The sequence below is a fragment of the Priestia megaterium genome (assembly GCF_009497655.1).
Taxonomy (GTDB): domain Bacteria; phylum Bacillota; class Bacilli; order Bacillales; family Bacillaceae_H; genus Priestia; species Priestia zanthoxyli.
Map to the genome: position 1 here is coordinate 4,853,299 of NZ_CP023317.1, position 22,734 is coordinate 4,876,032.

A 22,734-nucleotide genomic window follows, 5' to 3' on the forward strand; every position below is an offset into this window, starting at 1 on the left:
GTAAAAGCTCCTTCACGTATACATATTAATTAACAAACCTTGAATTTCCCCTACCTGCTTGAGTAAATTTAAACTGTCTTTTTCTTTTTGAAGGATATCATTTGTCAAGTCAACTAGTTTCGTATCCACTTCTTTCACTAGCTTATATACTTTAGTCGTTCCTCTGTGGTTAAATCCTCTTTCTTCATGCAGTTCAAAACTATTTTTAACGACTTCGTTCATAAACTGCTTCACAAGCGTCTTGTATTTCCGCAAAGAATCAATAGTTTGACTTTTTACTAACTGCTTTCCCTGTTCTTCAATTTTATTTATCACTTGAGTTAAATGTTCATAGGTCAGTTCTTTTTGTTTCTTTACCATTACTCCTGTAAATGAAGCCGAACTACTTACTTCTTTTTCTCTAATGAGATTCACGGAAGAAGAAAGACCGTTAATTCGCTGTAACTCCACTATGTATCTCTCCTTTCTCTGTTAGTATACACTTCATTCAGTTTAGACTTTTAGATGTGCTTGCTTGATTAGCTGAAAAGTTTCGAGAGGCATCTGATGCGTGGATATGATGATTATCCTTTAGCTAAGAGTAATACGTATGTGCTGTTCATAAGAAGACAGCTTGTTTTTGCGGGGCGAAGAGGTAACTTTAGGCGTCTCTTTTAACACTTCATTCCAAGCGTTAGAAAGCTTCTTCATCATTTGTTGAACTTCACATAAAATAAACGTATCTTTTTTTAAATTAGCCATAATTAATCTCTCAGACATATAGTTGTAAAGGGTATCTAACTGCTCTGCAATAATACCTGCTTGATATGTTAAGCCAATTCCTAGACGATATAAAATATCGTTGCACTGTTTAATTTTTTCATTCGCTGTAAAATAATCGCTGTGTTGAATTGCTCTAACAGCTTCATCAATATTTTGAATAAATTTTTCATACATCATAGCTGTTAGCTCTTGAGGAGATTTATGATAGATTAATTCTTCCGTTATAAAATTCAGCTTCATCACCTTCTTGCCTTCTTTAAATCCATTTTCTATGTGTTGCGCTATAACTCTTAAATTTTTAAAGTATACCAGTTGAGGTTTGAATAAATTCTTTTACGACCTCATATGTATCTGAATGTATTGAAGACCTTCCTTTACAAGAGCTTGCATCAAATGGATGGACATTGTTTTGAGGTATGGATGCTTTTGTCGAAAGTTGAAGGACGAGTAAATGCACAGAGCTATCACCCTTCGCCTTCCTAGAAGATATCTTCTTCCCTTAACTTATCGGTTGGTTTCCTCTCTCATTACACATGACTTTTTACCCACAATTTCAAAAAAAGTTATAAAAAGAAAAAAAAAAGTCCGATATACCTAGCGGTATATCGGACTTTTGAACTTATCTTACTTCTACCCAACCGTTTTTGATTGCCACAACAACAGCTTGCGTGCGATCATTTACATTCATTTTTTGCAAAATATTACTCACATGGTTTTTAACGGTTTTTTCACTAATATATAATGCTTCTCCGATTCCTCGGTTACTTTTACCATCAGCCAACAATTGTAGCACTTCGCACTCACGACGTGTTAGCAAATGCAGTGGACGGCGAATCTCAATTGGTTCGTGCGGATAAGAAGACGACTGTCCTTGAGCTGCTAGTCGACGGTACTCTTTTACTAAACTATGCGTTACTTTAGGGTGTAAATATGAACCACCTTCTGCAACTACTTTCACCGCTTCAATTAACGCATCCGCATCCATTTCTTTTAGCAGATAGCCTCGTGCCCCTGTTTGCAAGGCATGAGTTACATACGTCTCATCATCATGAATAGATAAGATAATAACTTTAGCATCCGGATTTACTTCTACAAGCTTTTTCGTAGCTTCTACACCATTCACAGCCGGCATGTTAATATCCATGATTACAACATCAGGTTGATGTTCTTCTACAAGGTCAATAACTTCGCTACCGTCGTCACCTTCTGCAACTACTTCAAAATCTTTTTCGAAATCTAAAATTCTTTTTACTCCTTCACGGAATAATTGGTGATCGTCGATTATGATAATTCTTGTCTGCATGTTTGATTCCTCCCCAAATCGAACAACAAATGTTTTACTCTATATTGACCCCTATTTATATACATATCTCTGCCTTTTTAAGCGGCTATAATCGGTACTTTAATCATAACAAGCGTGCCTTGGTTAATTTTCGAATGAACAGAAATAGTCCCATCTAACAAATCAACACGCTCTTTCATTCCTATTAAGCCGAACGAATTCTCTTTTTTCTCTTCTTGATTAAAACCACAGCCGTCATCTTTGACCAGCAAAATAGCGTGTTCATTGTTGAACTCTATCTTCACCTGGATTTCCGTCGCGTCTGCATGTTTTAATGCGTTCGTTACAGCTTCTTGCACTAGACGAAACAGTGCTACTTCTAATTTTGAAGCAGTTCGCTTCTCTTGTCCAATGGAAATAAACGTAATCCGAGGCTTGCCTTCGTTATAATCTTCGATTGTATCAAGATATTTACGCAGCGTCGGAATTAGACCTAAGTCGTCAAGTGCCATCGGTCTTAAATCATATATAATTCGACGTACTTCGTATAGGGCAGAACGAACCATTTTTCGTAAATCTCGAATTTCCTCCATTGCTTCTTTTGCACTACGTTCCCGGTAAATTCGGTCAATTAATTCTGATCTCATCATAACATTTGCAAGCATTTGAGCTGGGCCGTCATGAATCTCTCTTGACAAACGTTTCCGTTCCTCTTCCTGAGCTTCAATAATCCGAAAGCCAAAATACTCTTTTTGAATAGCATCTTCTACTATTTCCCCTACTTGTTTTAAGTCACTTGTTAAATAATTTAACACAACGGAAATTTGACCTACTAAGTGATCTGCACGTTTAATCGTTTCTTCCAATGTAAGCAAGCGTCTTTCTAGTTCATCTCGACGATTACGCAGCTGATATTCGCTTTGCTGATTCATCAGCAGCTTAGTTTGTAATTCGTGTGCTTTTTCATAAGCGTCTTTTACTTCAGGCTCTGAATAAATTTGAAAATGTCGGCTCACATCAGACAAACGCTTTCGAGCCAACCTTGCCTGAGTTTCCAATTTATCACCTTGCTCTATCGTCTCAAGAACTTTTCCTTTTAACACTTCTAACTCTTCTTTAATTTGCTGATATTCTTGTCTGGCATCTTCAGAAAGGCGATAGACTTCATTTTTACTATCTCCCACTGTGCCAATAATCTTCTCAAAAATTTCATCAAGTGCCTTGCTTGTTAATTTATGTTTCGACATTTACTCACCCCAAACTATACTCACATTCGGAGAAATGTCTATACGTTCATGCTATATATAGTATTCGTATGACCTATCTGAATTGTGAGGATAAGATCCATATTTTCTCCCTATCTGACTTTTTATATCCAAAAAGTAACGGTTGTTTTAGTACCCTCAAACTCGACATCAATCGACGCTTGACTCGCGTTATTTGAATAGATTACCATTTACGCTCACTCTTCAACAGTGACTAACTGCCTGTTTAAATCATTTCATTATTTAGCTATACAAGCCTGCACACTATTTTATTATAACGTATATTCTGTATGGGTTGTTTAAGTGATGTTGAATTTGATTAATTGATGTCTTTTCATAAACATTTTATACTAATAGCAAGTAAACAGTACGTAAATACCCGTTTTTCTTCTATTTATAACGCTAAGGAGGATTTTTTGATTGTTATCACAATATTATACCGTAAAACAAGAAGGTTCACATGAAATCACTATTCAAAAATCTAGATTCATTTGTCATATGAAACGTGTAACAACTGAGGAAGAAGCTCAGCAATTTATTCAAGACATTAAAAAACAGCACTGGAATGCTACTCATAACTGTTCAGCTTACCTAATTGGAGAACGAGATCAATTTCAAAAAGCAAACGATGATGGAGAACCAAGTGGAACAGCAGGCGTACCAATGTTAGAAGTGCTTAAAAAGAGAGGCTTAAAAGATACGGTAGTCGTCGTTACGCGCTATTTCGGAGGTATTAAATTGGGCGCAGGTGGATTGGTGCGCGCGTATGGAAAATCCGTTTCCGAAGCGTTAAATGAATTAGGTACAGTCAAACGAACTCTCATGGCGGTTATGCATACAACCGTCGACTATACATGGCTTGGAAAATTAGAAAATGAGCTTCGCAGTTCCGTTTATCTATTAAAAGAAATCCACTACGCAGACATGGTAGAGATTGAAACATTTGTAGAGGAAGCTCAAACAGAAGCATTTATTGAATGGATGACCGAGCTAACAAACGGCCAAGCAGATATTCGAGCAGGTGAGACGACCTATTTAGAAGAAGATGTAGAATGAATTATTTACTCTTATTAAAAAACATTGTACAATTGATAAATAGCGCAACTATTCTGATGGTTGCGCTACTTGTCAATGAGTAAAAACCTCGTAAAGACGCATAGCTTTGACGAGTTTGATTCATACATTCCAATTTATAACACATACTAAGTGTCACAATAAGTGTTCGAATATACGAATAAAAGGAGAAACCGTATGGCTCAATATAGACGTTTTCAAAAAAGAGTAAACAAACGGAAAAGAAAACGAAGGCTTTTTACATTTTTTCTGTTACCTATCCTTATTTTAGGGCTTTCTGCAACCGCTTATGGCTCTTATTTATTTGTTAAGGCTAAAACAGTAGCTTCTGATTCTTATGAAGGACTTGGAGATCGCGATAACTCTCCTATGCGTGATCGTAAAATCGATCCCAAAAAAGATGATATATCCATTTTATTTATGGGCGTAGATGACAGTGAAACCAGGAAGTTCGGAAAATCAGCCCGTACAGATGCTTTGATTTTGGCGACCTTTAACGAAACAAATAAAACCGTAAAGCTTGTAAGCATACCTCGAGATTCGCGGGTTTATATACCTGAAGTGAACAAAAAAGATAAAATTACGCATGCGCATGCGTACGGAGGTCCAAAAGCAACTGTAGAAACGGTAGAACAGCTGTTTAATGTCCCTGTTGATTACTATGTTAAAGTGAATTTTAAAGCTTTCACAGACATTGTAGACTCACTTGGGGGAATCGATTTTGATGTACCTTATGCGATGAGTGAAAAGGACTCAAAAGATCGTCATAATGCTATTGTCTTAAAACCAGGAAACCAACATTTGAATGGTGAAGAAGCGTTAGCTGTTGCTCGAACACGAAAACAAGACAACGATATTGAGCGAGGAAAAAGACAACAGCAGTTGATCGAAGCCATGATTAAAAAAGCTGCTTCCATTGGATCACTTAATAAATATGGCAATCTTATCGAAGCGGTTGGCGATAATATGAAAACGAATTTAATGTTCGGTGAAATGCTTTCGTTTTATGATTACGCTTCGAAAAAAGTAGACATCGAAACCATTAACTTAGACGGTAGCGATGAAAAAATTAACGGCGTTTACTACTTCAAACTAGACAATGATTCAGTGGAAAAAGTAAGTGAAAAGCTCCGCAAGCATTTAGGCATTGAATCAACTTCAGATACAACAGAATAATTAAAAAGACCTCTTGGATATCCAAGAGGTCTTTTTAATTAATTTTTTAAACGAAGCCCACGAACCATGTTAAGAATTGGCCTATATGTCTTATCAACTAATCCTATTTTTTCAACGATAATTTCAATCGCCACAAGGAGGATAGCTAGTACAAGAAAAGACCCCCACATTGTTTGTACCTTTGAAAAGATAACTGCCGCTAAACCAAATATCGCACTCATTCCATAAATAATTAAAACCGTTTGTCTATGGCTGTACCCTAAGCGCAACAAGCAATGATGCAAATGAGATTTATCAGGAGCCGATAACGGTTGATTTTTTACGATTCGGCGAATAATAGCAAAGAACGTATCTGAAATTGGTACCCCTAAAATAATAACTGGAACAATGAAGGAAATAACCGCTACATTTTTAAATCCTAACAGAGACAATACAGAAATCATATAGCCTAAAAATAGTGCTCCTGTATCGCCCATGAAAATCTTAGCGGGGTGAAAGTTGTAAAACAAAAATCCGAGCGTACTTCCCAATACGATGAAACCCATGCTTGTCACAAACACATTACCCATCATAATAGCCATACCAGAGATGGTAATCAATACAATAGAGGAAACGCCGGCAGCTAATCCATCCAATCCATCAATTAAATTAATAGCATTGGTAATTCCTACAATCCATAATACCGTAATTGGAATACTTAACATTCCGAATTCTAATTTTCCGCCAAACGGCAAGTTAATGAAGTCAATTTGGACTCCACCGTATACAACAACAATTAATGTCGCTACTAGCTGACCGCCTAATTTGATTTTAGCGGATAGCTCAATCATATCATCTAAGACACCGGTAATGATGATAATGATGCTTCCGATTAAAATCGGCAGCGCATATTTACTGTCAGGCTGTAAAACGAGGTATCCAATAAGAAAACTAAAAAATATCGCCAAACCTCCAAGGCGAGGCATAATTTTTTGATGAACTTTTCGTTGATTTGGTTTATCCGTTGCACCTATTTTAAACGCCAGCTTCTTAACCAGCGGAGTGATCAGAATAGATGTAATAAAACAAATAAACAAGGTCAAATATAGCATGGAGACCCTCCTCAGGTTTATGTTAACCAAAACCATAAAAAATGTATCCAACTTTATATAATTGGATAGTATTTCAAATTGCGTATAACAATAATTACTTACTTATTCCCAAAATGGATTATATCACAATGATTCTACTACTTAAATAGAAATTTATTCTCAAAAATTAGCACATTTACAAACTATTAATAGAAAAGAACTGTATTTTTTGGTGTATAAACAGCTGATTTACTTTATTCTTATGTGGTTATTTTATGTAGAACATTTTCTTTACTGTATTTTATTAAAATATAAGCGAACTCCCCCCTTTTCGTCTAATTTATTCGTCATCTTTAACTCTTTTTCCTTTTTATTAAGCATATTTAAACCTTTATTTTTATTTCACATGGCCCCACTCATTATATGAACAAACTTTTGACCTATGCATGTCCACTACTTCAAACCACATTCGCTGAATCGTTGTCCTTATCTTATATCATTTAAAAGTTAAAATATAGTGAAATGGACAGAGATAAAATTAAACAAAAAAAGGAATTTTATCAAAAAAATGAAACTTTTTTTGATGCGGTTCGTAATACATAGTAGAAACAGTATCAATCATCTTACATAAAGGGGGTGTTGAATGAACTATGTTCGGTCTATCTGTTCAAACAGTGTATTTGTATGGATTAATTATCTGCGGAAGTCTCACCTTCTTATACATTTTATTTAGCGATTTGTTAGATGGATTATCCGAAGCGATACCTTTTTTTAACCCCACTCTTCTTTTTTCTTTTTTAACATTCTTTAGTGCCAGTGGATATTTGTTCACCTATACGTCATTGCAAAATTATTGGATTATTTCGATTTCCGCTCTTATTGCCCTTCTACTCGTTATTTTGCTCAACGTTTTCGTATTGATTCCTTTATCATCGGCTGAAGAGTCTCTTGCTTTTACTGAAGATTCGTTAAAAGGAAGACTTGGTACCATTATTACTTCCGTTCCTGCAGATGGTTATGGAGAAGTATTTATCGAAGGGGTTAGCGGCACGATCTCCAAACCCGCTGCCAGCTTTAAAAACACTGCTATACCTTTAGGCAGCAAAGTGCTTGTGGTAGATATACAAAGGGGCAACGCACTCGTTGTGATTTACGAAGAAGTTATGACCAATCACTCATTATAAATAGTATTAGGGGGAGTTTTATGTTTTCAACACCTATATTAGTTGTCGTTGGAATTGTTGTTTTTTTATTAATTGCGCTGATTGCCGTATTTATTACAAAATACCGTACAGCAGGTCCAGATGAAGCGTTAATTGTAACAGGGAGCTATCTCGGAAATAAAAACGTGCACGTCGATGAATCCGGAAACCGCATTAAAATTGTTCGCGGCGGCGGTACGTTTGTACTGCCAGTTTTTCAGCAGGCTGAGCCTCTGAGCTTGCTGTCAAGCAAACTGGAAGTATCTACACCTGAAGTATATACAGAACAAGGTGTTCCTGTTATGGCTGATGGGGTATCAATCATCAAAATTGGAGGTTCTATTTCAGAAATCGCAACGGCCGCTGAGCAGTTTTTGGGCAAAGCAAAAGAAGATCGTGAAACCGAAGCTAGAGAAGTCTTAGAAGGTCACCTTCGTTCGATTCTTGGTTCTATGACGGTCGAAGAAATTTATAAAAACCGTGAAAAATTCTCTCAAGAAGTACAGCGCGTAGCTTCACAAGATCTAGCTAAAATGGGATTAATTATTGTATCGTTTACAATTAAAGACGTTCGGGATAAGAACGGCTATCTAGAATCGCTAGGGAAGCCTCGTATTGCTCAAGTTAAGCGAGATGCTGACATTGCAACAGCGGAAGCTGAAAAAGAAACAAGAATCAAGCGTGCCGAGGCTCATAAAGATGCCCAAAAAGCGGAGCTTGAGCGAAATACAGAAATCGCGGAAGCTGAAAAAATGAATCAATTAAAAACCGCTGAATATCGTCGCGAACAAGATATTGCCAAAGCTCGTGCTGACCAAGCGTATGATCTAGAAACAGCTCGCGCGAAACAAGATGTAACAGAACAAGAAATGCAAATCCGCATTATTGAACGTCAGAAACAAATTGAATTAGAAGAAAAAGAAATTCTTCGTCGTGAGCGTCAATACGATTCTGAAGTAAAAAAGAAAGCAGATGCAGATCGTTACTCTGTTGAGCAATCCGCAGAAGCTGAAAAAGCAAAACAGCTTGCGGAAGCTGACGCCAACAAATATCGAATTGAAGCAATGGCTAAAGCTGAAGCTGAACGCGTTCGAATTGATGGTTTAGCAAAAGCTGACGCTCAGCGTGCCCAAGGTGAATCTGAAGCTGAGATTATCCGCTTAAAAGGTTTAGCAGAAGCAGAGGCTAAACAAAAAGTTGCGGAAGCATTCGAGCAGTTTGGTCAAGCGGCTATTTTAGATATGATTATCAAAATGCTTCCTGAATATGCAAAACAAGTTGCAAGTCCTTTAGCAAATATCGATAAAATTACGGTTGTGGATACAGGAAGCAACGGTGAAAACAGCGGAGCTAATAAAGTGACTGGTTATGCAACAAACTTAATGTCTTCTCTTCAAGAATCGCTGAAAGCATCCTCAGGTATAGATGTAAAGGAATTGATTGAGAACTTTTCTGGAAAAGGAAATGTGCGCCAGAGCTTGCACGAACTAACGGATGAAATCAAGCAACAAAACAAAAAAGAAGATATCTAAAAATAAAAAGCATGCGGATATAATCCGCATGCTTTTTTAACCTCTTAACACTCGAAGAAGAAACCTAGGCAATTCTAACTGACGCTTCCATCTCCATGGTTCTTTTAATAGTCGATAAAGCCACTCTAAACCAAATTTTTGAAAAACAGCCGGTGCCCGGTTCAATCGTCCTGAAATAACATCAAACGAGCCGCCTACGCCTTGATAAACAGAAGGATTGAGTTTTTCTTTATGAGCAATAATCCAATTTTCTTGCGCTGGACTGCCTAAAGCGACAAACACAATTTCTGCTCCTGAATCATTAATCGTACGTTCAATAACTTCTTCATTTTTTTCATAGCCATTTAATGTTCCAACAATTAAAATCCCTGGAAACATCTCTTCCAATTTAGCTTTGGCTTCATCTGCAATGCCAGGCTTGGCTCCGTATAAAAAAATTCTTTTACCGTTATTAGTTGCTTCTTTGCACAGCTTCAGCATCATATCAATACCCGTTACACGCTCACGAATACGTCCCTTTTTGAGCTTTGAAGCTAAAATCACACCGATTCCATCTGGAATTTGATAAGTCGCTTGATTTAACAGTGACTTTAGTTCCTGATCTTCTTGTGCTTTCATAATTTTTTCAGGATTGATTGCTACAATAAATGATTTTCGGCCTTTATCTATATCCTGAAGTAACTTTGCCGCTAGCTCATCGTACGTGTCGCTACAAACGTCTATTCCTAAGATGTTTTCCTTCATTAAATCACCCGTATGTTGATTTTTTAGTTTTTTACAAACGAAAGACAGGCTGTTCAGCCCGTCTTTTTATAAAGTAGAAACTTTTGAATCACCAAGTAACACTACGTCAAAGCCTGCTGCTTTCCATTGATCACGCTGAATGCAGTTTTTCGTATCAAAAATAATCTTTGTACGCATATGATTTTCAACAGCTGATGGAAGAAGCTCTTTGAACTCATTATGATCTGTTAAAATAAGAATCACATCTGCATGTGCAACAGCTTCATCCAAACTTTGCGTCTGACGTTCGATTTTATTCTCTTTGATATGAGGATCAAATGCTGTGTAATCAACACCTAGCTTTTCTAAGTGATGAAGCACATCCGTTGATGGACTTTCACGCATATCATCAATATTTCCTTTAAAAGCTAAACCTAAAACAGCTACACGTCCATGTTGAATGCCCTTCTCATCTAGTAGGCTTTTCGTTTTTAATGCTGTATATTCAGGCATTGAATCATTTGTCTGACGAGAAAGAGAAATAATTTTCGCAAGTTCTGGCTGAAGCTCCGTTAAGAACCAAGGGTCAACAGCAATACAGTGGCCGCCTACACCAGGACCTGGTAAATGGATGTTTACACGTGGATGATAGTTCGCTAACTTAATCGCTTCCCACGCATTTACACCAATTTTTTCACTGATTTTTGCCAGCTCATTTGCAAAGGCAATGTTCACATCACGATATGTGTTTTCAATTACTTTCACCATTTCAGCTGTTGTAGCATCCGTTACGTGAATATTTCCTTTTACAAATGTTTTATAAAGCTCAACAGTCAAGCGACTGGACTCTTCGTTAATACCACCGACAATACGGTCATTATTTACTAGTTCCTCAAATACTTTTCCTGGAATAACACGTTCAGGTGAGTGAGAAACAAATAACTCACTGCCTAATTCTAAACCAGTTTCTTTTAGCACAGGTAGCATAACGTCTTCTACTGTACGCGGAGGAACTGTGGATTCTAAAATAACTAAATTTCCTTTACGAACGTAAGGAACAATTGATTTTGTCGCTTCTCGAACATAGTTCAAGTTTGCCGTTTTATCTTCATTAATTGGTGATGGTACAGCAATAATAAAAATATCCGCCTCTTCAGCTGTTGTGCCTACCGTAAAGTGGCCGTTGTCAACTGCTGATTCTAAACGTTCTTGTAAGCCATTTTCTTCTATATGAAGTTGCTTATTTTTAATTAATTCTACTGCTTTTTCATTTACGTCAACACCATGTACATATAAGCCGTGATTGGCAAACATAACAGCTGTCGGTAAACCTATATATCCTAAACCAACTACACACAATTTCTTTGTCATTGCAGAAAATCTCCTTTATATGACATGCTTAATAAATAAAACCTATCTGATATTATATCGAAAAATGTCATTTCATGATAGCATTTATATAAAAACATGAAATAATTTCTTTTACTTATTATTATGTAACATTTTATGAGAATTCATCAATAAACGATATAACCATCTTTTGTACAACGGGCTCTAACCCAAAAGAACTATTGAAAATCTCCATGATTCCCAATAGTTCTCCTAGTAAATCTATTTTTACATATGCCCTTCTTTTTCGACAATTTCTCTAAAATAGCTCACTAACTCTTCTCGCAGCGGTTCTCTTTGTAAGGCTAAATCAATTGTTGCTTTAATGAATCCAAATTTATCTCCAACATCATAACGTTTTCCTTCGAAATAATAAGCAAGAACACGTTGAAATTCATTCAGACGTAAAATAGCATCTGTTAATTGAATTTCTCCACCTGCACCAATCTCTTCTCTGCTTAAGATATCAAAAATTTCCGGTGTTAAAATATAGCGCCCCATAATTGCATAGCCTGAAGGGGCATCTTCTGGATTCGGTTTTTCAACGAGCGTTTCTACGTCTAATAATCCTTTTTCAAGAGGCTCTCCTTTAGGACCTACAATTCCGTACTTTGAGGTTTCTTTCCTAGGCACCTCCTGTACACCAACTACAGCGCATTCATATTTTTCGTATACGTCCATTAACTGTTTCAAACAAGGTGTTTCTGATTGGACTACATCATCCCCTAGCATAACAGCAAACGGTTCATCTCCGATAAAACTTCTTGCACAGTGAATGGCATGACCTAATCCTTTAGGTTCCTTTTGACGAATGTAGTGAACATTAGCCAAATTCGAAATCCCCTGCACTTCTTCAAGCATGTCCCACTTTTCCTTTGCCGCTAATGTTTCTTCTAGCTCATATGATTTATCAAAATGATCCTCGATTGCTCGTTTTCCGCGACCGCTTACAATTAAAATATCTTCAATACCTGATGCTACTGCTTCTTCCACAATGTATTGAATCGTTGGTTTATCTACAATTGGCAGCATTTCTTTAGGCTGTGCTTTTGTAGCCGGCAAAAAGCGTGTCCCTAATCCAGCTGCTGGAATAATAGCTTTACGAATTTTCACTTACTTTTCCTCCTGTCAATGTCAATCGTGCTTATTGGTTATAGTATAGTAAGTCTTCGATTGAGTATGTACACAAAGTCATGTTGAATCCATTTCTTTTTATAAAGAGTCATGTTGGATTCTGCTTTATCATAACAAAAGATTTTGTATAATTCTATTTTTATCATTTATAATGAAAAGAAAATTAATCACTTATAAATATAATTTTATGTTCCATTTATGTATAGAAAGGAATGGGATTATGAGTTCGTTTTCAGATCACTTACAGCACCAATTTATACATCATTTCCCGTACAGTGATGCACGCTATCGTACAAATGCCCAAGCAGGACTAGACCTTTACCGTACCCATTCATTCTTCATTTTGCACAATGATGAACAGATATTAAACGTTAAAATCGATTCGTTTTATGTTGAACTAAACAAACAGCTACTCCCTGAAAGTACCTGTTCTTGTCAGCATAACGGATTTTGTGAACACTGCTTTGCAGCGTTTTTTTATATGTATTCATTAATAGAACCGCTTTCGCCCCTATTCAAAGAATGGCGAAACCATGAGAAAGAAGCTTTGACTATGCTATCTGCCAAACAAGTGTTAAAAAAACCCAAGGCAACTTTTCAAGAGTGGAGACAAACTTTTGAGGAGCAGTATACGCTTTTTATGCAGGGGCGGAACGAAAATGACCGGTCCATTTATCATGAATATTATCAGTACTATTACCGTTCTTTAGTGAAAAAAGCTCCTGAGCATCCATTGCTTTATGCTTTATTTTGTATGTATGGAGCGGTTCATACATTTTATAAACTATCAGCTCAATTACAGGCACATCAGCTTTCTACTAACATCGAGGAATCATTCGTATATAGTCACGTCTACAAAATAACAAATGAAATTTATGCTACCGCTGATTCATTAAAGCAAACGAAATACGATCGGGATGCATTATCTATTATAGAGGACAGCATCCCATACATCCGAGAATTATTGCATAATGATATGCCTTTACAATATGAGCGTATTGAAATTTATCGCGTTATTTGGCAAAAAGTCTTCACGTTAGAAAGATGGCGAAAAAATGAGGAACGCGAATTAAAAGCCAAGCATGGTTCTTTTATAAATAATACAGCTCTTTCCTATCTTTTATTTCTTCAAGAAAAAGATAGAGAAGCAAAAGAACGTTTGAGCGATGGAACATTACAAATGATTCCCTATCTTATCCCTTGGTTAAATGATTTATTGCACGAAAAAGAAACTGACCGCTTTGCTCAGTGGGGCTCTTATATAATGACCTATATAGGAGATTACGTACGCACCGTTCCAACTACTTATCAAGGAAGCCGAAATATGGTCTCCATGATTGTAAATTTATTTCAGCACTATAAAGACTTAACGAACGAGCAAACTTTGTATACTGAAGCATTGCAAACATTACTTCCCTATAGTTTTATTGAATACAGTGATTTTCTATATGCTTCTAACCAATTAAAAAAATGGGTTGAATTACAGGTGCTTCTTCAATATGACAGCATTAAATATGACGAGCAAACGATAGAGGCCTTAAAACAAAAAGATGAAAAGCTGGTTATTCCTCTTTATCATCAAATGATTTCAAAGCTGATTTATGAAAAAAAGAAAAGCAGTTATCAAGAAGCCTATATCTACTTACAAGAATTAAAAAGACTTTATCTACAAATGAATCGCTCTCTACTATGGGAACATTATATAGAAGAATTAGCGATAAAAACGAAGAAACAGCGCGCATTTCAACAACTATTAGAAAAAGGAGATTTACTGAATGTTTGATTTGTTTCATTTAACACTTGAAGTCGAACCTGTACACGATGACTTTTTTCTCTACTGTGTATCACCTAGCGGCCAAATTTTGCTCCCTGATACATGGAAAGATGCGCTGTTTCTATGGCATGAACAGACCTATTACGGAAGTGAAGCTACACAGGTTGAGATTAATGGAAAAAAAGGAATTCTTCTTTCTGCATGGCAAATGTTCACTTTCATACAATCACCTATTCAACAGCATGTGTTGAAACCGGCTTTGTCCGCTTCAGCGGAAGATTATCAGCAAATTGCAGTCGATATGACAAAGAAGATTATCCAAGGGAAATTTCATTCTCTTCCTTTAAAAAAACAAATGACTGGATCGCTTTCACAAGCTGATGAGCAAGAGTGGCGAGCACAAATTAAAGAGAGCCTATTAAAAAAAGAAGGAAAAGACTTTTTAATAAGCATAGGAGGCGAGAGCTATAATCCTCCCTTTGACCTTTCATTGCGTGTTGTAGAGCCAACGACCGATGGAGATGTATGGACGGCTGAAACATTTGTGATTCCCCACGATGAAGCCAAAGAACCTTTTATACTGGGAGGAACACTTCCTAAAGAGTGGAATCACTACGAATCATATATCGCTTACGAACACGAACGATGGAAAGCATTGGCTCCTACTTTATACCAAAAAGGAGCGTTTATTCAGTCTGTCCTAACAGATGAGGAAGTATGGGAATTTCTAACTCAAGATAGTGCAGCATTGATTGAACAAGGTGTCTCTATCCATTTGCCAAGCTGGTGGGAATCATTAAAAAAAGCCACCATAAAAGTATCTGGCGCTATAGAAAATACTTCATCTGCATTGTTTGGTAAACAAGCTATCAGCAGCTTCCGCTGGTCATTTTCTATTGGCGATCAAACTTTTTCAGAAGAAGAGTTTCGGAAATTAGTCGAACAAAAACGCCGATTATTATCTATTAACGGACAGTGGATTCAACTGGATTCTAGATTAATTAAACAAGCGCAGAAAATTGTTAAAGAAGCTAGTAAAAAAGGCGTCTCAATTCATGAAATTTTAAAAACGAAGCTAACCTACATGGCAGACAGTAAAACTGATGAAGAAGAGGTAAAAGTTGAATTCCAACTCCCCGCTTCCTTTCAATCATTTATTACATCCTTAACGGATTTAGAACGGCTGCCGGAAGTGCTGCCTCCCTCTGAATTTAAAGGGATATTAAGACCTTATCAGCAGCAAGGCTTGAATTGGCTCATGTTTTTGAGAAAGTTTAACTTAGGAGGATGTCTAGCAGATGACATGGGGCTAGGTAAAACCATTCAATTAATTAGTTATTTAACAAACATTCATCAGTTACATAGCTTTCCTTCTCTTATCGTTTGCCCAACTTCTTTAATTGGAAACTGGGAAAAAGAATTACAGAAATTTGCCCCTTCTCTTCGTGTTCATGTTCATTACGGGCCGAAAAGAACCGGCGGAGATGCATTTGAGAAGATATGTGAAAGTACTGACGTGGTGATTACGACTTATCAAGTTGCCCTTTTGGATGTCGAATTGTTGAAAGGGTTTATATGGAACAGCATTTCCTTAGACGAAGCGCAACATGTTAAAAACCCGCAGACTAAACAGGCGAGAGCCATCCGTCAGCTGCAAGCAAGACACAAAATTGCGCTTACTGGAACTCCAATTGAAAACCGTCTGCTGGAACTATGGTCATTATTTGAATTCATCAATCCCGGTTACTTAGGAACAATCAATTCATTTAAAAACCGATTTGTAGCCGGCATTGAAAAAGGCGAGAAACCTGAACGAACTGTTGAGCTTAAAGCACTCATTCAACCTTTCTTATTGAGAAGAACAAAACAAGATAAAAGCATCGCCCGCTCACTGCCTGATAAACAAGAACAAAAAGAATATATCCCGCTGACAGCGGAACAAGCTTCACTTTACCAGGAGCTAGTTCAAGAAATGCTTCAAGAAACAGAGGAAAAAACAGGATTTGAACGAAAAGGCATGATTTTGCAAACACTAAATAAGCTAAAATTATTATGCAATCATCCAGCTTTGTACTTAAAGGAAAGTGCAGCTAAACAAACGGTACGGCGATCTCATAAAAGTGAAAAAATTATTGAACTCGTAGAGAGCATTCGCACACAGCAAGAAAGCTGTTTAATCTTTACTCAGTATATTGAAACAGGACTCATGCTACAACGAACCTTAGAAAAAGAAATCAACGAGCCGGTTTTATTCCTTCACGGAAGTTTGTCAAAAGAGCAAAGAGATGAAATGGTTGCTCAATTTCAAGCAAGGAAAAAAGCCATCTTTATCCTTTCTCTTCGCGCAGGTGGAACTGGATTGAATTTAACAGCTGCAAATCACGTTATTCATTTTGACCGATGGTGGAACCCAGCCGTTGAAAACCAGGCAACCGATCGGGCCCATCGCATTGGTCAGAATAAATTTGTTCATGTTCATAAATTCATTACAAGAGGAACGATTGAAGAAAAAATTGATGAAGTGATCAATCAAAAACAACATCTCAACAATGAACTCATCCAAGGAGATCAATGGGTAACAGAACTTTCGAATAAAGAGCTACAAGAGCTTCTTGCTTACAGAAATGAATAAGAAAAATTATAAAATGTGTTACACCGTTACCAAAAAGAGGACTTTTTTACTTGTCCTCTTTTTTTATTAGATCATTCGACACAAAAAAATAAGTGTAAATCGTTCTTCAACTACTGATAAAGATACAAAAAACGCGATAAATATCGTTTTTTGAATAAAAAGGTATTTTTATAGCGAAAAAGACCCTTTACTTTCTCTTTAAATTCCAGCATATTTATACATATAATATTTTTGTAATTTAATAGACATATTGGAAAAATAAACACGAAACATTTACATAATTAGGGGGATTTATTAATGAAAAAAAGGCAGCTCGCTTTATCTCTAGGCGCCATTGTTGGCGGGACATTCTTATATCAAGCTTCAGCTGAAGCATCTGCTTCAACTGTTCAAGTGAAAGCTGGAGATACACTTTGGTCGTTATCTACTAAATATCATACAACGATAGAAGCTTTAAAAAGCGTAAATAAGTTATCTTCAAATACAATTCGCATAGGACAAACGTTATCGATTCCTTCTGCTTCAACCTCTCAACCATCTAATAAGGAAGAAAAGCCTTCAGCTCCTGCTACTGGTTCAACCTATAAAGTTCAAAGCGGCGATACCCTTTGGAAAGTGGCTACTCGTTTTAATATGAGCGTAGAAGAATTAAAACGTTTGAACACTCTTTCTTCCAACATCATTTATATTAACCAAACGTTAAAAGTAAATGGAAGCAACAGCGCATCGACTCCAACTACGAGTAAACCAGCAGAAACTCCTTCTAAGGATGCAAACGGAACTTACAAAGTTCAGCGTGGAGATAGCCTGTCTAAAATAGCTTCGGCATTTCACATGAGCGTGAGCGAATTAAAACAAATAAATGGATTAACGTCTAATACGATTTATGTAAATCAACAATTAAAGGTATCAAAAAGCGCTCAAACAACTACGCCAACAACAAAACCAAGTACATCAACACCTTCAACTTCTAGCGGAACATTAAATGTATCGCAAATGATTTCAGATGCAAAACGTTATATGGGTGTTCCTTACAAATGGGGTGGCACAACTCCTTCTGGTTTCGACTGCAGCGGATTCATTTATTACGTAATGAAACAACAAATTTCTACAACGCGCTATACGACGGCTGGTTATTGGAGTGTATCAACACCCGTAAGTAATCCACAGCCTGGTGACCTAGTGTTTTTTAATACATATTCTAGCGGCCCTACACATATGGGCATTTACCTTGGTAATCGTCAATTTATTCATGCTGGATCTTCTACCGGTGTAACCATTGCAAGCTTAGATAACAGCTACTGGAGCAAGCGCTACTTAGGTGCAAAAAGGTTTGCTAAATAACTGATAGAAGCTGAGACAAGAGTATGTTAGCTGAAGGAAGATCCGAATGAGTTTGATTCTTGATGGAGAATCAAACTCGTTCGGATCTTTTCATTAAAAAAACCGTTAAATAATTTAACGGCTGAAATAGAGGAATAATTCGGGGATAGTGAATACTTTAATTTTCTCTCTTGAGAATATAGAAAGAGCCTTGCTCTTAAGGAGGATCTATCTTCTATTATGATAGATAAGGGGAATTAAAACCTTAGCTGAACTAATCACCCCCTTTCATACTAGATCACTTTATTCTTCTTGTTGATTTGAACCAAATGAAGAAGAATCAGATGGCTTTCCACTTAAAAATTTAACCGCATCAGCCACAACGTCGGTCATATATACTCGTTGCTGAAGATTATTTTCAAATGTGCGCGTTTGTACACGCCCTACCACGCCTACAACCGCTCCTTTATCACAGTAAGCAGCTGTATTTTCTGCATTTTTTCTCCACAGAGTAATGTTGACAAAATCAGCATCATATTCACCTTCAACATTTCGAAACGTTCGATTAATTGCTAACGTAATAGTAGATACGGCAATCCCTTCATGGGTATATCGAAGCTCCGGCTTTTTTGTCAGTCTTCCTACAAGAACAATATGGTTAATCATAGTCTACCACTCCAACTGATTGAATAATGGGAATCTTTAAGCTCATTCATGTTATAATATGGATAACCTACTATTTACGTAAAGGAGGAAACATCAATGAAAACATTTAAACTTGTGTCATTTCAATTGGTTGATGATCAAGAAAAGCGTCAGTCTGTCTCACTAACTAATGGCCTTATTATTAATAAAGAAGACGGCGAAAATAACTGGATTTTAGAAGCAGTTATCGATAAGAAATGGTACGATGAATTTCATGTTTTGTTGAAAGATAAACAAAAAGTGACGGTAGAAGCTAAAATTACGAAAGAAACAAATGATCCAGCTACCTTTATAGCTACCGTGGCTTCCATTACTTCAATTGGTGAAAATCGTATTAGTTTGTTGATGAAAGGTGTTTTAAAAGAACGGAGACTTCATTATGCTGAAATGCTCTTAGAGGATTTAATTAACCAAGGGTTATCAGGTCAAGATTTACTTCAACAGTTCAAACTGCAGCTTCGAAACAGACCGGTAAAAAGTACATCTAAAAAATAAGTCAAGTCATCTCAAGGTATCTGGATTTAAAAGAGAGGATTATTGTTTGAGGTCTTTTTCGTTGGTCCATGAGAAGGGTAAAGAAAAGAGAACTCACTGGAGAGGTACCTTTCTTTTTTTCCTAAAAATAAATGTGCATGACTAGAACGTTTGAAGCGATTATCTCTTATGCGAGCACCTTGCCTTTTCAAATAAAAATTTGTCATTTTTTCACTCCTTTTTCTTTGTAATTCGTATATTAATGCATTTTTCCCCGTTATTCAACCATTTTTTTCAATATACCGAACAAAAAATAGGATTTTTTTACTATAAAAACCTCTATTTTTGTTCTTTTTTTTATATCCATGCAGAAAAATGAATCTTTTTAGAGAAAAAAAAGAAATAAAAACAGGTTTTATTCCCTCTATTGCAGAAAGTAAAGTGTATATGTTTCATATTGTGCAAATTAAGCATGTTACAAAGAACATGAACTACATTCGAACAATAAGACATATACTTATCTTTACGAAATCAGGTGATGCATATGAAAGATTTTGGAGAAAGAATTAAACATTTCAGACTAAAAGGAGGATTTTCACAAGAAGAATTAGCAAATCAGTTGAATGTTTCTCGTACAACTATTTCAAAATGGGAATGTTCGAAACAAACGCCTTCCATTTTTGATTTTCTATCTCTATGTAATTGTTTTCAAATTACGCTCGACCAACTTATTGAGCCTTCCTCTTATAAACAAGATTATTTACATGACTTCCAACTTCTTTACTTAACAAGAAAACGTGAATCGGATTCACAGGAAAATACCATTTTAACCCTCATAGATAAACAGCCCTTATTAAAACATGTGCTCTTACAATTTTCATCTCTGTCACCAACTCTTCAAAAAGAGTTGCTAACGGATATTATACCTTTATTAAAGAAACTTTTTTCTGCTTTGCAGCGCCAATAAAAAAAGCTGCATCAGCAGCTCTTATGTACTATTCTTTTTTATCGCCTAAAGCAAACATAATATCTGTTTCGCAGACTAACTCTCCATCTACAGTTGCGATACCTTTTCCTTTGCCAATAGATCCACGCGCACGTACAATTTCAACCTCTAAACGCAGTTGATCACCAGGTCTTACTTGCTTTTTAAAACGGCAGTTGTCAATGCCTGCAAAAAATGCTAAACGTCCTTGATTTTCCTCTTTTTTTAGCATAGCTACTGCTCCTACCTGAGCCAAAGCTTCTACAATTAAAACCCCTGGCATCACAGGATAGTCAGGGAAATGCCCGTTAAAAAATTCTTCATTGGCAGATACGTTTTTTAAACCAACTGCTTTCTTTCCCTCTTCCACTTCTAAAATACGATCGACCAATAAAAATGGATATCGGTGTGGAATAATTTCTTTAATTTGTTCAATATCAAGCATAAATAAGTCTCCTTTCAAACCGCATGTAACATACGATACTATTATCAATATACAGAATGCTCAATTGAGAAGCAACTACTTGCTTAAGCTCTGATTCCATTCACCAAGCCCATCATTTGGTCTGCAATTGAAATAGAGCGGGAATTAAACTGATACGCACGTTGGGCAATGGACATATCAGTGAGTTCTTTGCTCAAATCTACATTTGACTGTTCCAATTTCCCTTGATCTACGCCTGCTGTTTCTCGAGCTTTTCCAGTCAGATCTGTAAACATATTCGGTTGGTTCATCCCAGCTGGAAAAGCAAATAGATTTTCTCCTTTAGCTTCTAGCTCCTGCGGCTTTTGGACATTTGTTAACCCAAGGGTAAACTGGTCAACGCCCGTATTCGTAGTAACCGTTATCGTTCCACTTCCATCAATCTGTATATCTTTAAATGCGTTACTGAAAATAATAGCTTGACCATTTTCCCCCAGCACATCCTGGCCAGAACCGTTTACTAATTTAACATTGTTGGGGCCTTCAGGCCTAAGGTGAAATGAACCATCTCGCGTATATTGTACAGGCTGTTCGGAATCGTTTACGGCAACTTGAAAATAAACGTTTGGATTTGATGCAGCTACATCTAATGGTTTGTCTGTACTTTCAAAAGCACCTTGCGTCATATTTAAGCGTGTTTGGTCTAGATAAGCTCCTGAACCTTGTCGAATTCCAGACGGTGTAAGCCGCTTTTCTGTTCCCTGGTCTACTTGATTATTTACTTGTTGATACAGCATATCGTTAAATGAAGCGTCTCTCGATTTATATCCTGTCGTATTTGTATTAGATAAATTGTGACTGATGACATCAAGCTGCTGCTGTAGCTGCCCCATTGTATTAGCCGCTGTTATCATTGTACGGTTCATTCTCTTCATCTCCCCTGTTGCTTTTAGCGCACACGTCCAATTTCATTTGCCGCTTTATCCATGCTTCTATCGTAAGCTTGCATTATTTTTTGATTTGCTTCAAAAGCTCTGTAAGCTGTTAGTAAATCCGTCATACTTTGAGCAGCATCTACATTGGAACGTTCAACAAATCCTTGCTTTAACTGATAAGAAATGCCTGGATTATTTCTTGCTGAAGGCAAGGACTGATTGTTCAACGTTTCATACAATCCATTCCCTGCCTTTTTAATCGTTTGTAAATCACTAGAATAAGCAATACCGATTTGTGCAATCTGCTGATTATTTTCCGTTACGTTACCCTGTGAATCAACTGTAAAGTTTTCACTTTTCAGTTGAATTGGCTGATTATTTGTATTTAATACATAAGCTCCCGTAGACGTAGTTAAAAACCCTTCTTGATCTAATGTAAAATTACTGTTTCTTGTATATTGAGGCGTATTATTAGGGCTTTGTACCACAAAAAATAGGCCGCCCTCTTTTGTAGGCATATTTTGCTCCATCAATGCAATATCAGTTGATTGAGACGTTTGCTGAAGATCACCTTGTGTAAAATTTGGAACTGTTTCTTGCATATACACACCCGTATTAATTGTACCTATGTCTTTTTTGTTCTGAACAGAGATGTTACGGTCAGTGGGTAAATCTTCAGATTCCATTCGCTGCAGTAACATATCAGGAAATGCCTTTAACGTACCTTGATCTGCTTTAAATCCTGGCGTATTAGCATTTGCTATGTTATTCGTTAATAAGTCAGTTTGACGCTGCTGAGACAGCATACCCGCTGCTGCCGTGTAAAACCCTTTAAACATACTTCATCCTCCTTACAAGTAAACGTTGTTCGTT

21 protein-coding genes are annotated in these 22,734 nt (G+C 36.7%); 9 read left to right on the forward strand and 12 right to left on the reverse strand.

Features of this window, described 5'->3' with window-relative positions:
* Positions 1-12: 12 nt before the first annotated feature.
* From CEQ83_RS24925 to CEQ83_RS24940, 4 genes are all read right to left on the reverse strand, one after another.
* The gene (locus CEQ83_RS24925) at positions 13-450 is read right to left on the reverse strand and encodes a YaaR family protein (RefSeq protein ID WP_028412008.1); all 438 of its coding nucleotides are present in this window, start codon (positions 448-450) and stop codon (positions 13-15) included.
* 120 nt (positions 451-570) lie between these two features.
* Positions 571-1,002, reverse strand: coding sequence for a flagellar export chaperone FliS (gene fliS, locus CEQ83_RS24930; protein WP_081732844.1), 432 nt, complete (start codon positions 1,000-1,002; stop codon positions 571-573).
* 379 nt (positions 1,003-1,381) lie between these two features.
* A complete protein-coding gene (locus tag CEQ83_RS24935; protein WP_013059772.1) occupies positions 1,382-2,065 on the reverse strand; it encodes a response regulator in 684 nt (227 codons plus the stop codon).
* A 77-nt stretch (positions 2,066-2,142) separates the two neighbouring features.
* The gene (locus CEQ83_RS24940) at positions 2,143-3,291 is read right to left on the reverse strand and encodes a sensor histidine kinase (RefSeq protein ID WP_013059773.1); all 1,149 of its coding nucleotides are present in this window, start codon (positions 3,289-3,291) and stop codon (positions 2,143-2,145) included.
* Between the two features lie 438 nt (positions 3,292-3,729).
* Between CEQ83_RS24940 and CEQ83_RS24945 the strand changes: the two genes are divergently transcribed.
* Complete coding sequence (locus tag CEQ83_RS24945; protein ID WP_028412006.1) at positions 3,730-4,365, forward strand: YigZ family protein; 636 nt, start codon at positions 3,730-3,732, stop codon at positions 4,363-4,365.
* Between the two features lie 195 nt (positions 4,366-4,560).
* Positions 4,561-5,559: an LCP family protein gene (locus tag CEQ83_RS24950; RefSeq protein WP_028412005.1), complete on the forward strand. Its 999-nt coding sequence runs from the start codon at positions 4,561-4,563 to the stop codon at positions 5,557-5,559.
* Positions 5,560-5,597: 38 nt separating this feature from the next.
* Here CEQ83_RS24950 and CEQ83_RS24955 read toward each other — a convergent pair whose 3' ends face one another.
* A complete protein-coding gene (locus CEQ83_RS24955) occupies positions 5,598-6,650 on the reverse strand; it encodes a glycosyltransferase family 4 protein (RefSeq protein WP_013059776.1) in 1,053 nt (350 codons plus the stop codon).
* Between the two features lie 629 nt (positions 6,651-7,279).
* Here CEQ83_RS24955 and CEQ83_RS24960 point away from each other — a divergent pair.
* Positions 7,280-7,813 carry an NfeD family membrane protein gene (locus CEQ83_RS24960; RefSeq protein WP_013059777.1) on the forward strand — a complete coding sequence of 178 codons (534 nt, stop codon included), beginning with the start codon at positions 7,280-7,282 and terminating at the stop codon, positions 7,811-7,813.
* A gap of 20 nt (positions 7,814-7,833) precedes the next feature.
* Positions 7,834-9,363 (forward strand): flotillin lipid rafts scaffold protein FloT, encoded by a 1,530-nt coding sequence (locus tag CEQ83_RS24965; RefSeq protein ID WP_028412004.1) that lies wholly within the window; start codon positions 7,834-7,836, stop codon positions 9,361-9,363.
* Between the two features lie 36 nt (positions 9,364-9,399).
* Here CEQ83_RS24965 and CEQ83_RS24970 read toward each other — a convergent pair whose 3' ends face one another.
* The 3 genes from CEQ83_RS24970 to galU form a co-directional block, all read right to left on the reverse strand.
* Positions 9,400-10,107, reverse strand: coding sequence for a WecB/TagA/CpsF family glycosyltransferase (locus tag CEQ83_RS24970; RefSeq protein WP_028412003.1), 708 nt, complete (start codon positions 10,105-10,107; stop codon positions 9,400-9,402).
* Between the two features lie 66 nt (positions 10,108-10,173).
* Positions 10,174-11,457 (reverse strand): nucleotide sugar dehydrogenase, encoded by a 1,284-nt coding sequence (locus CEQ83_RS24975; RefSeq protein WP_028412002.1) that lies wholly within the window; start codon positions 11,455-11,457, stop codon positions 10,174-10,176.
* A 246-nt stretch (positions 11,458-11,703) separates the two neighbouring features.
* Positions 11,704-12,588 (reverse strand): UTP--glucose-1-phosphate uridylyltransferase GalU, encoded by an 885-nt coding sequence (galU, locus tag CEQ83_RS24980; protein ID WP_028412001.1) that lies wholly within the window; start codon positions 12,586-12,588, stop codon positions 11,704-11,706.
* A gap of 241 nt (positions 12,589-12,829) precedes the next feature.
* Here galU and CEQ83_RS24985 point away from each other — a divergent pair, with 241 nt between their 5' ends.
* The 3 genes from CEQ83_RS24985 to CEQ83_RS24995 all read left to right on the forward strand — a co-directional run bounded on the left by CEQ83_RS24985 (position 12,830) and on the right by CEQ83_RS24995 (position 18,359).
* Positions 12,830-14,392, forward strand: coding sequence for a hypothetical protein (locus CEQ83_RS24985; RefSeq protein WP_028412000.1), 1,563 nt, complete (start codon positions 12,830-12,832; stop codon positions 14,390-14,392).
* Positions 14,385-17,015 carry a DEAD/DEAH box helicase gene (locus CEQ83_RS24990; RefSeq protein WP_028411999.1) on the forward strand — a complete coding sequence of 877 codons (2,631 nt, stop codon included), beginning with the start codon at positions 14,385-14,387 and terminating at the stop codon, positions 17,013-17,015. Before CEQ83_RS24985 ends, CEQ83_RS24990 begins: the two co-directional genes overlap by 8 nt.
* 297 nt (positions 17,016-17,312) lie before the next feature.
* Entirely contained in the window at positions 17,313-18,359 is a 1,047-nt protein-coding gene (locus tag CEQ83_RS24995; protein ID WP_028411998.1) for a C40 family peptidase, read from the forward strand.
* Positions 18,360-18,641: 282 nt separating this feature from the next.
* Here CEQ83_RS24995 and ssb read toward each other — a convergent pair whose 3' ends face one another.
* Positions 18,642-19,004 carry a single-stranded DNA-binding protein gene (gene ssb / locus CEQ83_RS25000; RefSeq protein ID WP_028411997.1) on the reverse strand — a complete coding sequence of 121 codons (363 nt, stop codon included), beginning with the start codon at positions 19,002-19,004 and terminating at the stop codon, positions 18,642-18,644.
* A 96-nt stretch (positions 19,005-19,100) separates the two neighbouring features.
* Between ssb and CEQ83_RS25005 the strand changes: the two genes are divergently transcribed.
* On the forward strand, positions 19,101-19,538 hold the full coding sequence (locus CEQ83_RS25005; protein WP_028411996.1) for a YwpF-like family protein: 438 nt from the start codon (positions 19,101-19,103) through the stop codon (positions 19,536-19,538).
* Between the two features lie 523 nt (positions 19,539-20,061).
* A complete protein-coding gene (locus CEQ83_RS25010) occupies positions 20,062-20,484 on the forward strand; it encodes a helix-turn-helix domain-containing protein (RefSeq protein WP_028411995.1) in 423 nt (140 codons plus the stop codon).
* A 28-nt stretch (positions 20,485-20,512) separates the two neighbouring features.
* On the opposite strand, the gene fabZ is transcribed toward CEQ83_RS25010, so the two are convergent.
* From fabZ to CEQ83_RS25025, 3 genes are all read right to left on the reverse strand, one after another.
* A complete protein-coding gene (gene fabZ, locus CEQ83_RS25015; RefSeq protein WP_013059788.1) occupies positions 20,513-20,947 on the reverse strand; it encodes a 3-hydroxyacyl-ACP dehydratase FabZ in 435 nt (144 codons plus the stop codon).
* 83 nt (positions 20,948-21,030) lie between these two features.
* On the reverse strand, positions 21,031-21,852 hold the full coding sequence (locus tag CEQ83_RS25020) for a flagellar hook-basal body protein (RefSeq protein ID WP_028411994.1): 822 nt from the start codon (positions 21,850-21,852) through the stop codon (positions 21,031-21,033).
* Positions 21,853-21,875: 23 nt separating this feature from the next.
* Positions 21,876-22,700, reverse strand: a complete 825-nt coding sequence (locus tag CEQ83_RS25025) for a flagellar hook-basal body protein (RefSeq protein WP_033580401.1) — start codon at positions 22,698-22,700, stop codon at positions 21,876-21,878.
* Positions 22,701-22,734 lie beyond the last annotated feature (34 nt).

What these genes read in the sequence shown, in the direction of transcription:
- fliS (WP_081732844.1), bottom strand. Translation starts at nt 1,002, where the DNA reads ATGAAGCTGAATTTTATAACGGAAGAATTAATCTATCATAAATCTCCT.
- CEQ83_RS24935 (WP_013059772.1), bottom strand. Translation starts at nt 2,065, where the DNA reads ATGCAGACAAGAATTATCATAATCGACGATCACCAATTATTCCGTGAA.
- CEQ83_RS24940 (WP_013059773.1), bottom strand. Translation starts at nt 3,291, where the DNA reads ATGTCGAAACATAAATTAACAAGCAAGGCACTTGATGAAATTTTTGAG.
- CEQ83_RS24950 (WP_028412005.1), top strand. Translation starts at nt 4,561, where the DNA reads ATGGCTCAATATAGACGTTTTCAAAAAAGAGTAAACAAACGGAAAAGA.
- CEQ83_RS24955 (WP_013059776.1), bottom strand. Translation starts at nt 6,650, where the DNA reads ATGCTATATTTGACCTTGTTTATTTGTTTTATTACATCTATTCTGATC.
- CEQ83_RS24960 (WP_013059777.1), top strand. Translation starts at nt 7,280, where the DNA reads ATGTTCGGTCTATCTGTTCAAACAGTGTATTTGTATGGATTAATTATC.
- CEQ83_RS24965 (WP_028412004.1), top strand. Translation starts at nt 7,834, where the DNA reads ATGTTTTCAACACCTATATTAGTTGTCGTTGGAATTGTTGTTTTTTTA.
- CEQ83_RS24970 (WP_028412003.1), bottom strand. Translation starts at nt 10,107, where the DNA reads ATGAAGGAAAACATCTTAGGAATAGACGTTTGTAGCGACACGTACGAT.
- CEQ83_RS24975 (WP_028412002.1), bottom strand. Translation starts at nt 11,457, where the DNA reads ATGACAAAGAAATTGTGTGTAGTTGGTTTAGGATATATAGGTTTACCG.
- CEQ83_RS24985 (WP_028412000.1), top strand. Translation starts at nt 12,830, where the DNA reads ATGAGTTCGTTTTCAGATCACTTACAGCACCAATTTATACATCATTTC.
- CEQ83_RS24990 (WP_028411999.1), top strand. Translation starts at nt 14,385, where the DNA reads ATGTTTGATTTGTTTCATTTAACACTTGAAGTCGAACCTGTACACGAT.
- CEQ83_RS24995 (WP_028411998.1), top strand. Translation starts at nt 17,313, where the DNA reads ATGAAAAAAAGGCAGCTCGCTTTATCTCTAGGCGCCATTGTTGGCGGG.
- ssb (WP_028411997.1), bottom strand. Translation starts at nt 19,004, where the DNA reads ATGATTAACCATATTGTTCTTGTAGGAAGACTGACAAAAAAGCCGGAG.
- CEQ83_RS25005 (WP_028411996.1), top strand. Translation starts at nt 19,101, where the DNA reads ATGAAAACATTTAAACTTGTGTCATTTCAATTGGTTGATGATCAAGAA.
- CEQ83_RS25010 (WP_028411995.1), top strand. Translation starts at nt 20,062, where the DNA reads ATGAAAGATTTTGGAGAAAGAATTAAACATTTCAGACTAAAAGGAGGA.
- fabZ (WP_013059788.1), bottom strand. Translation starts at nt 20,947, where the DNA reads ATGCTTGATATTGAACAAATTAAAGAAATTATTCCACACCGATATCCA.
- CEQ83_RS25020 (WP_028411994.1), bottom strand. Translation starts at nt 21,852, where the DNA reads ATGAACCGTACAATGATAACAGCGGCTAATACAATGGGGCAGCTACAG.
- CEQ83_RS25025 (WP_033580401.1), bottom strand. Translation starts at nt 22,700, where the DNA reads ATGTTTAAAGGGTTTTACACGGCAGCAGCGGGTATGCTGTCTCAGCAG.